The organism is Leifsonia sp. Soil_N53, from assembly GCF_057655165.1.
Window position 1 is genome coordinate 63,714 of sequence record NZ_JBDGMM010000042.1, and the last position, 8,740, is coordinate 72,453.

At 73.9% G+C, this 8,740-nt stretch carries 6 protein-coding genes; all 6 read left to right on the plus strand.

What is annotated here, in order from left to right; all coding sequences use genetic code 11:
- Nucleotide 1 precedes the first annotated feature (1 nt).
- On the plus strand, nucleotides 2–2,140 hold the full coding sequence (pta, locus tag AC3A3H_RS04775; RefSeq protein ID WP_487613398.1) for a phosphate acetyltransferase: 2,139 nt from the start codon (nucleotides 2–4) through the stop codon (nucleotides 2,138–2,140).
- On the plus strand, nucleotides 2,137–3,330 hold the full coding sequence (locus AC3A3H_RS04780) for an acetate/propionate family kinase (protein ID WP_487613399.1): 1,194 nt from the start codon (nucleotides 2,137–2,139) through the stop codon (nucleotides 3,328–3,330). The genes pta and AC3A3H_RS04780 overlap by 4 nt, the downstream gene beginning before the upstream one ends.
- 63 nt (nucleotides 3,331–3,393) lie before the next feature.
- Nucleotides 3,394–4,710, plus strand: a complete 1,317-nt coding sequence (locus AC3A3H_RS04785; RefSeq protein ID WP_487613400.1) for an acyl-CoA thioesterase/BAAT N-terminal domain-containing protein — start codon at nucleotides 3,394–3,396, stop codon at nucleotides 4,708–4,710.
- Complete coding sequence (locus AC3A3H_RS04790; RefSeq protein WP_487613401.1) at nucleotides 4,707–6,122, plus strand: acyl-CoA thioesterase/BAAT N-terminal domain-containing protein; 1,416 nt, start codon at nucleotides 4,707–4,709, stop codon at nucleotides 6,120–6,122. The genes AC3A3H_RS04785 and AC3A3H_RS04790 overlap by 4 nt, the downstream gene beginning before the upstream one ends.
- Nucleotides 6,119–7,390: an acyl-CoA thioesterase/BAAT N-terminal domain-containing protein gene (locus AC3A3H_RS04795; protein WP_487613402.1), complete on the plus strand. Its 1,272-nt coding sequence runs from the start codon at nucleotides 6,119–6,121 to the stop codon at nucleotides 7,388–7,390. The genes AC3A3H_RS04790 and AC3A3H_RS04795 overlap by 4 nt, the downstream gene beginning before the upstream one ends.
- Before the next feature lie 103 nt (nucleotides 7,391–7,493).
- On the plus strand, nucleotides 7,494–8,740 hold a 1,247-nt coding region (locus AC3A3H_RS04800), incomplete at its 3' end, for a DNA polymerase III subunit gamma and tau (RefSeq protein ID WP_487613403.1).

Sequence of the window (8,740 nt, forward strand, 5' to 3'; positions counted from 1 at the left end):
AGTGGCCCGTTCGCTCTACATCACCTCCGCGGAAGGACACACCGGCAAGTCGACGGTGGCGCTCGGCGTCCTGGAGTCGCTGCGGCACTCCGTCGAACGCGTCGGCGTGTTCCGGCCGATCGCGCGTTCGGCCGTCGAACGGGACTACGTGCTCGAGCTGCTGCTCGACCGGGTGACCTCCGACCTGACCTACGACGACGCGATCGGCGTCACCTACGACGATGTGCACGCGGACGCGGACGCCGCGCTCGGCGAGATCGTCCGGCGCTTCCGGGAGGTGGAGGCGCGCAGCGACGCTGTCGTGATCCTAGGCTCCGACTACACCGACGTCGGCAGCCCCACCGAGCTCGGCTACAACGCGCGCATCGCCGCGAATCTCGGCGCACCCGTGCTGCTGGTGCTGGGCGGACGCATCGGCCAGGGCTTCGGCGAACGGCTGGGCCAGGCCGAGCCGCGCTCTCCGGAGGACCTCCGCCAGCTGGCGGAGCTGGCGCTCGCGGAGCTCCGCCAGGAGCACGCCGGCGTCGTCGCGGTCATCGCCAACCGCGCGGACGCGGACCGGCTCGACGCGATCGTGGCGGCCGTCGGCAGTGCCGTGGCGGCGGCGGGCTCGGCCATCGCATCCGGCCCGGAACTCCCTCCGGTGTGGGCGATCCCGGAGGACCTCTTCCTCGTCGCGCCCAGCATCCGCTCGATCATGGAGGTCACCGGCGCCGAGCTGATCGGCGGCGACGAGGCCCTGCTGGCACGCGAGGCGCTCGGCGTCGTCGTCGCCGGGATGTCGATGAACAACGTGCTGCCGCGGCTGGTGGAGGGCTCGGTCGTGGTTGTCCCCGGTGACCGCACCGAGGTGCTGCTCGCCGTGCTGATGGCGAACGCGTCCGGCACCTTCCCGTCCATCGCCGGCATCATCCTGAACGGCGGTTTCGAGCTGCCGGAGCCGATCGAGCGGCTGCTCGCCGGCCTCGGCTCGCCGTTGCCGATCGTGCGCACCGGGCTGGACACCTACGACACCGTCGTCCGCATCACGCACGCCCGCGGCAGGCTCGCCGCCGACTCGCAGCGCAAGTACGACACGGCGCTCGCGCTCTTCGAGCGGCACGTCGACGCGGAGCGGCTGCTCGCCCTGCTCGACGTCTCCCGGCACGCTGTCGTCACCCCGCTGATGTTCGAGTACGACCTGATCGAGCGCGCCCGCGCCGCGGACAAGCACATCGTGCTGCCGGAGGGCGAGGACGACCGGATCCTGCGCGCCGCCGCCACGGTGCTGGCGCGGGGCGTGGCGCGGCTGACCATCCTCGGCGAGCCGTTCGAGGTGCGCTCGCGCGCGATCGAGCTCGGCCTGGACATCACCAAGGCGGAGGTGCTGAGCCCGTTCGACGACGTGCTGCGGCTGCGGTTCGCCAACGAGTACGCGACGCTGCGCGCGCACAAGGGCATCACGGTCGATCAGGCCGCCGACACCGTCACCGACCCCTCTTACTTCGGCACGATGATGGTGCACCTCGGCCTCGCCGACGGGATGGTGTCCGGCGCCGCGCACACGACGGCGCACACCATCCGGCCGGCCTTCGAGATCATCAAGACCACACCGGGCGTGTCCGTGGTGTCGAGCGTGTTCCTGATGGCGCTCGCCGACCGGGTCCTCGTCTACGGCGACTGTGCTGTCGTCCCCGACCCGACCGCCGAGCAGCTGGCCGACATCGCCATCTCGTCCGCGCGCACGGCTTCGCAGTTCGGCATCGACCCGCGCGTGGCCATGCTGTCCTACTCGACGGGCGACTCGGGCGCGGGCGTCGACGTGGACAAGGTGCGCACCGCGACCGGGCTCGTGCGAGAGCGCGCGCCGCAACTCGCGGTGGCCGGGCCGATCCAGTACGACGCGGCGGCGGACGCGGCGGTCGCGGCCACGAAGATGCCCGGTTCGCAGGTCGCCGGCCGCGCGACGGTGTTCATCTTCCCCGACCTCAACACCGGCAACAACACGTACAAAGCGGTGCAGCGCAGTGCCGGCGCCGTCGCCATCGGGCCGGTGCTCCAGGGCCTCCGAAAGCCGATCAACGACCTGTCCCGCGGCGCCACCGTGGAGGACATCGTGGACACCGTGGCGATCACCGCGATCCAGGCGGCGCTGACATGAGCGCCGTCCTGGTGGTCAACAGCGGCTCGTCGTCGCTCAAGTACCAGCTCATCGACGCGGAGGGCGAGGAGGCGCTGGCCTCCGGTCTCATCGAGCGCATCGGGGAGTCCTCCGGGCACATCCGGCACAAGGGGCCGGGCGGCGCCTGGGAGACCACGCTCGCCATCCCGGATCACACCGCGGCGTTCCGCGTCATGCTCGACGCGTTCTCCGCGGAGGGGCCGAACCTGGACGAGCACCCGCTCGCCGCGGTCGGGCACCGGGTCGTCCACGGCGGCAAGCGCTTCTTCGAGCCGACGATCGTGACGGACCTGGTGGAGATCAACATCGAGGACCTCGCCGACCTCGCCCCGCTGCACAACCCGGCGAACCTGCAGGGCATCCGCGCCGCCAAGAAGGCGTTCCCCGACGTGCAGCACGTGGCGGTCTTCGACACCGCGTTCCACCAGACGCTCCCACCGGAGGCGTACACCTACGCGATCGACGCGCAGCTCGCCGAGAAGTACCGCGTCCGCCGCTACGGCTTCCACGGCACTTCGCACAAATACGTGTCCGGCGCGGCGGCGGAGTTCCTCGGCCGCCCGCTCGGCGACCTGAAGCAGATCGTCCTCCACCTCGGCAACGGGGCCTCGGCGTGCGCGGTCGACGCCGGCCGTTCGGTCGACACCTCGATGGGCATGACCCCGCTGGAGGGGCTCGTCATGGGCACGCGCTCCGGCGACCTCGACCCCGCTGTGCTCCTGCACCTGGCGCGGCGGGCGGGGCTCGGCACCGACGACCTCGACGAGCTGCTCAACCGGCGCAGCGGCCTGCTCGGGCTCTCCGGCCGCGGCGACATGCGCGACGTACGGCACGCCGTGGAGTCCGGGGATGCCGCCGCGCGCCTGGCGCTCGACACCACGGTGCACCGGCTCAAGCACTACATCGGCGCGTACACCGCGCTGCTCGGCGGCCTCGACGTGCTCACCTTCACCGCCGGCATCGGCGAGAACGACGCGCGGCTGCGGGCGGAGGTCTGCGCCGGACTCGAGGTGCTAGGCATCCGGCTCGACCCGGAGCGCAACGCGAGCGCCTCCGCCGAACCGCGGCTCATCTCCACCGGCGACTCCCGGGTCGCCGTGCTGGTCGTCCCGACCGACGAGGAGCTCGAGATCGCCCGCCAGTCGCTGCAGGCGGTGGGCGCAGGCTGAGCGGGCGGGTGCATCATGCGGCGGCGCGGCGAGGGAGCCGGGCGGGACGGCAGGACCACTCGGGTGGCCCGGCTGCGGGGCGCGCTCGCCGCATCCGTCGTCGCCGCCCTCGCGCTCGCAGCGGCACTCGGCGGCTGCGCCTCCGACGGTGATCAGGTCGGGCCGCGGTTCATCACGCCGCCGCTGATCCGCTACAGCTCGGTGCTCTGGCCGGTGCCGCTGGAGCTGATCGGCGCGGCGCCGGGGACCAGGCTGCGCATCACGGCCTCCCTCAGCTCCACCCGCGGCACGTGGACCTCGGCGGCCAGCTACGACGTCAGCGGTGACGGCACGGTGGACCTCGCGCGCGACAAGCCGCTGTTCGCGCCGTTCGCCGAGCCGGACTCGGCCGGCCTGTTCTGGTCGTTGCGCGGCCCGTCGCTCGGACCGGCCGACCTCGCGCAGCAGTGGATGCGCGACACCAACCCGGTGACGCTGACCGCGAGCGAGGGCGACCGGGTGGTGGCCAGGCGCACGTTCCGGTTGCAGGGGCTGGGCGGCACGCTGCACGGGCGCACGATCTACACGCACGATCTGATCCCGCCCGACCCGGGGACCGCGCTGGCCCCGCACGAGACGCACGAGGACCAGCCGGTCGGCCACTTCTACGACGCCGCGTCCGTCGAACGGCCGACCGGACCGGCCGTGCTGATGTTCGACGATCCGACGCCGGGGGCCTCGGCGGATTTCACGGCGGCGTTGCTCTCGCAGTTCGGCGCGTCGGTGTTCGTGGTTCCGGAGACCTCGCCGGACGGCGTGCACCTCTCCACTGTGAACGATGCCGGGACGATCGCCGCGATCCTGGACTGGCTCGACCGGCTGGAGGCCGTCGACGCGCGGCACATCTTCGTCTACGGCACCGGGGTGTCCGAACAGCTCGCCATCTGGGCGGCGACGCGGTTCCCGAAGCAGTTGCACGGGCTGTTCGCCGGCGCCGGACCCGCGGCCCTGCTCTGCCTCGCGGGCTCCAGCGCGTCACCGGTGTTCGAGGGCAGCGTCGGCCTCCCGTGCGAACGCCAGCCCGGGGCGGGCGCGACGGCCGCTCCACCGCTGGGTGGTGTGAACGGCCCGGTGGTCCTCACCTGCGGCCAGGTCGACCGGGTGTTCCCGAGCACCTGCGACGTTCAGCAGGCGCTCGGCAGCACGCGGACGCCGCGCGCCGGCGACAAGCTGCTCGTGAACGCCGGCGCGGCGCACGCGGTCACGGTGCCGCCTGGACTCCCGATAGCGCTCCCGGCGCCGGGCGACGGGTCGGGCGCCGACGGGCAGGCGACGGAGCAGGCGCGGATCGCGTTCTGGAACGCCGTGGGGCAGCTGCTGCTGCGGGCGGTGCTGTCGTGAGCGGGCGACGGGAGGCACTGAGGGCCACCAAGCTGCGCGGGCGGGCGATGAGCGGAGGTCGGCGGCTGCGGCTTCGTGCGCTCGGCGCCGTGGTCGCGGTCGCGGCGGCTGCCGCTCTCGCCGGCTGCGTCGTGCCGGCCGGCGGGGCCCGGATCCTCGTCGCGCGGTTCGGGAACGGCGCGGCCGACCCCGTCGTGGTGTCGCTCACGGGACTGAAGCCGGGCCAGGACGTCGTCCTCCGTGCGACCGCGACCACCGTGGCGGGCACGTGGACCTCCCGGGCGGTCTACGCGGTGCCGCCCACGGGCCGGGTGGAGCTCGCGTCGCAGCAGCCGATCGCCGCACCCTACGTGCGGCCGGACGCCGCCGCGCTGTTCTGGAGCATGCGCGGCCCGTCGCTCAGCCAGCCGGAGCTGGAGCGCGCCTGGGCCGAGGCGCCGGTGCGGGTCGAGCTGACCGCGGAGCAGGGCGGCGCCCGGGTCGCGGCCGCCGAGCTGCAGCGATCGCCGCTGGCCGCCCAGAGCGTCGAGCGCACCGTCACGGCCGCCGACCTCGACCCGGCAGCCAGTGCGGGGGCCGCGGCGGGCGCCGACCTCTCCGGGCCGGGACCCGCTGCACCAGGCCTCTCCACGCCGGAACCCTCCACACTCCGCCCCGAGGCGCTCCAGGCGGGCACGCTGTTCACGCCCCTCCCGACGCTGGTGTATCCGCACCCCGGTGTCATCCTCATCGACGGCGACGACGGCGCAGCGTCCGGCGCGTTCGCCGCCAGGAGGATCGCCGCGATCGGCTTCCCCGTGCTCGTCCTCCCCGCCTTCGGGCCGGAAGGCCAGATCCCGGGCTCCGCCGCCCTCTCGGTGGAGGCCTTCGACGCCGCCCGGGCGTGGCTCGCCCGGCGTCCCGGCGTCGACCCGGACCGTATCGTGGTCTACGGCACCGGCCGGGCGGCGCCGCTCGCGCTGTGGTTCGCGGCCAGCGAGCCGCGGACCGTGTACGGCGCCATCGCCGCGAGCGGGCCGACCGCCGAGCTGTGCGCGTCGTCGTCCGGCGCGCCCACGCTGCTGAACGAGGGACGGCCGGTGCCCTGCGCGAGCCCGAACCGCCGGATCGCGGACACGCCCATCCTGCCGCTGAGCCGCATCCCCGGTCCGCTGCTGCTCGCGTGCGGCACGGCCGACGAAGTGCTCCCGAGCGCCTGCGACTGGACTCGGGCCGGAGCGGACGAACGCGGCGTGCGGGCGGCGGGGGAGACGCTGATCGCCCAGGGCGCGGCGCACGAGCTGAGCGCGCCGCCGATGCTGCCGATCGGGCTGGACGACCTCCCGGCCGCCACGGCGCAGGCAACGGAGGACGCCAGGGTGGCATTCTGGTCCCGGGTGACCGCGCTGCTGGAAGGAGCCACCGGACCGTGAGACCCGCCGGAACGACCCGTGCCACCGCGCGCCGAGTGCTCGCGGCGCTGGTCGGAGTCGCGCTCGCGGCCGTGGCGCTCGCCGGCTGCGGGACGCGGCAGGGGGACGCGGGACCGCGGTTCGAGCTGAGCGTGAACCCGAGCCCGGTCTGGCAGCCGGTCGCCATCCGGATCCTCGCGCTTCCTCCCGGCCAGCAGGTGACGGTGCGCGCGTCGCTGCGGCCCGGCGGGCTGTGGTCGTCGCAGGCCGTGTACGCGGTCCCGGCCGACGGCGTGGTGGACCTCGCGCGGGACGTCCCGCTTGAGGCGCCCTTCACCGGGGCGGACGGGATGGGGCTGTTCTGGACGATGCGGAGCAGCACCGGCGCGGCGGCGACCTCCGATGTGACGTGGGGCGGCTCGTCCTTCTCGGTCGACCTCCAGGCCTCCGTCGCCGGGCGCCGCGTGGCGGAGACGCGCGTGCAGCGCACAGGGCTGTCCGTGGCGGCCCCGTCGCGTGCGGTGTTCGATGACGGCATCACGGGCGACTACTTCCAGCCGGCGAAGTCGGCGGAAGGCGTCCGGCCGGGCGTCATCGTGTTCGACGGCACCGATCCGGGGGAGCCGACGGGCGTGCTCATCGCGGCGACCCTGGCGGCGTCCGGGTTCCCGACGCTCGACCTCTCCACGTACGGCTCGGCCGGGCAGCTCGACCCGCTGCGCAGCCTCCCCGCCGAGCGATTCCTCTCGGCCGTGAGCTGGCTGCGGGCGCAGCCGGGCGTCGACGACCAGCGCATCTTCACCTTCGGCGCCTCGCGCGGCGCCCAGCTGGCCCTGTGGGCGGCCTCCGCCTACCCCGGCACGGTCTACGGCGCGATCGCGCCCGGCGGCACGACGGGGCTGATCTGCCCGTCGCCGGTGCCCAGCCCGGCCGTGACGGTGGGCGGAGGCTGGGTGCCGTGCACCACGGGCACGCACGACCCGGCGGCGGCCGCGGTGCTGGACCTCGACAGCATCCCCGGTCCCGTCGTGCTCGGCTGCGCGGGGCGGGACGAGCAGCTCGGGGACGGCTGCGCGTGGCTCGACGCCGCAGCGCGCAAGCGTCCGCTGCGGGAGGGCGACGCGTACCTGAAGGCGCCGGACGCGACGCACCTGTTCTACCTGCCGCCGTACACGCCGCTGCTGCTGCCTCCCGCCCCCGCCGAGCAGCCCACCGAGCGGGCGAGGGAGGCCCTCTGGGCGGACATCGTGGCCGCCCTGACGGCGCCGTCGTCGGTGCCGGGGCACTGAGCTCCGGCGGTGTGCGCGCCGGGCCGCAGGTCGTCGCGGCCGAGTCTTCCGCGAGTCTTCCCCGGACGGCCGGAATGTCAGCGGCGGCAAGTAGCATGTGTGGGTGGTAACCGCTCTGTATCGCCGCTATCGGCCCGACACCTTCGCCGACATGATCGGGCAGTCGCAGGTGACCGAGCCGCTGATGACGGCGCTGCGCACCAACCGGGTCAACCACGCCTATCTCTTCTCCGGGCCGCGCGGCTGCGGCAAGACCACGTCCGCCCGAATCCTGGCGCGCTGCCTCAACTGTGCGGAGGGTCCGACCGACACCCCGTGCGGGAAGTGCGCGAGCTGCATCGAGCTGAGCCGCGACGGCTCCGGGTCGCTCGACGTGGTCGAGATCGACGCCGCGAGCCACAACGGCGTGGACGACGCGCGCGACATCCGCGAGCGCGCCATCTTCGCTCCGGCCCGCGACCGCTACAAGATCTTCATCCTCGACGAGGCGCACATGGTCACGCCGCAGGGCTTCAATGCGCTGCTGAAGATCGTGGAGGAGCCGCCGGAGCACGTGAAGTTCATCTTCGCGACCACCGAGCCCGAGAAGGTCATCGGCACCATCCGCTCGCGCACCCATCACTACCCGTTCCGGCTGGTGCCGCCCGCCCAGATGCTGGAGTACGTCCAGCAGCTCTGCAACAGCGAGGGGATGACGGTCGCGCCGGGCGTGCTGCCGCTCGTGGTGCGCGCCGGGGGCGGCTCGCCCCGTGACACCCTCTCCCTGCTCGACCAGCTCATGGCCGGCTCCGAAGGCAGCAGCATCGAGTACGAGCGCGCGGTCGCACTGCTCGGCTACACCCACGCCGCGCTGCTCGACGAGGTCATCGACGCGATCGCCGCCCGCGACGCCGCCGGCGCGTTCGCCGCGGTCGACCGCGTCATCCAGACCGGCCAGGATCCGCGGCGTTTCGTGGACGACCTCCTGGAGCGGCTGCGCGACCTGATCGTGGTCGCCGCGACGAGCGTCGACGGCGCGGCCGCGGTGCTGCGCGGCGTGCCGCAGGACGAGCTCGACCGCATGGGCGTGCAGGCGATGAAGTTCGGCGCGGCCGAGCTCAGCCGCGCCGCGGACATCGTGAACGCCGCGCTCACCGAGATGACCGGGGCGACCTCGCCGCGGCTGCATCTCGAGCTGATGATCGCGCGCGTGCTGGTCCCGTCGAGCGACGACACCGAGCGCGGCGCGCTGGCGCGCGTGGAGCGGCTGGAACGGCGCGTCGGCGTGAGCGATGCGGGAGGTGCGGGTGCTTCCGCTCCTGCTCGTTCGGCGCAGCCGGCGGCCCCGGCCCCGGCGCGTGCGCCGGCCGC

What these genes read in the sequence shown, in the direction of transcription:
- AC3A3H_RS04780 (WP_487613399.1), top strand. Translation starts at nt 2,137, where the DNA reads ATGAGCGCCGTCCTGGTGGTCAACAGCGGCTCGTCGTCGCTCAAGTAC.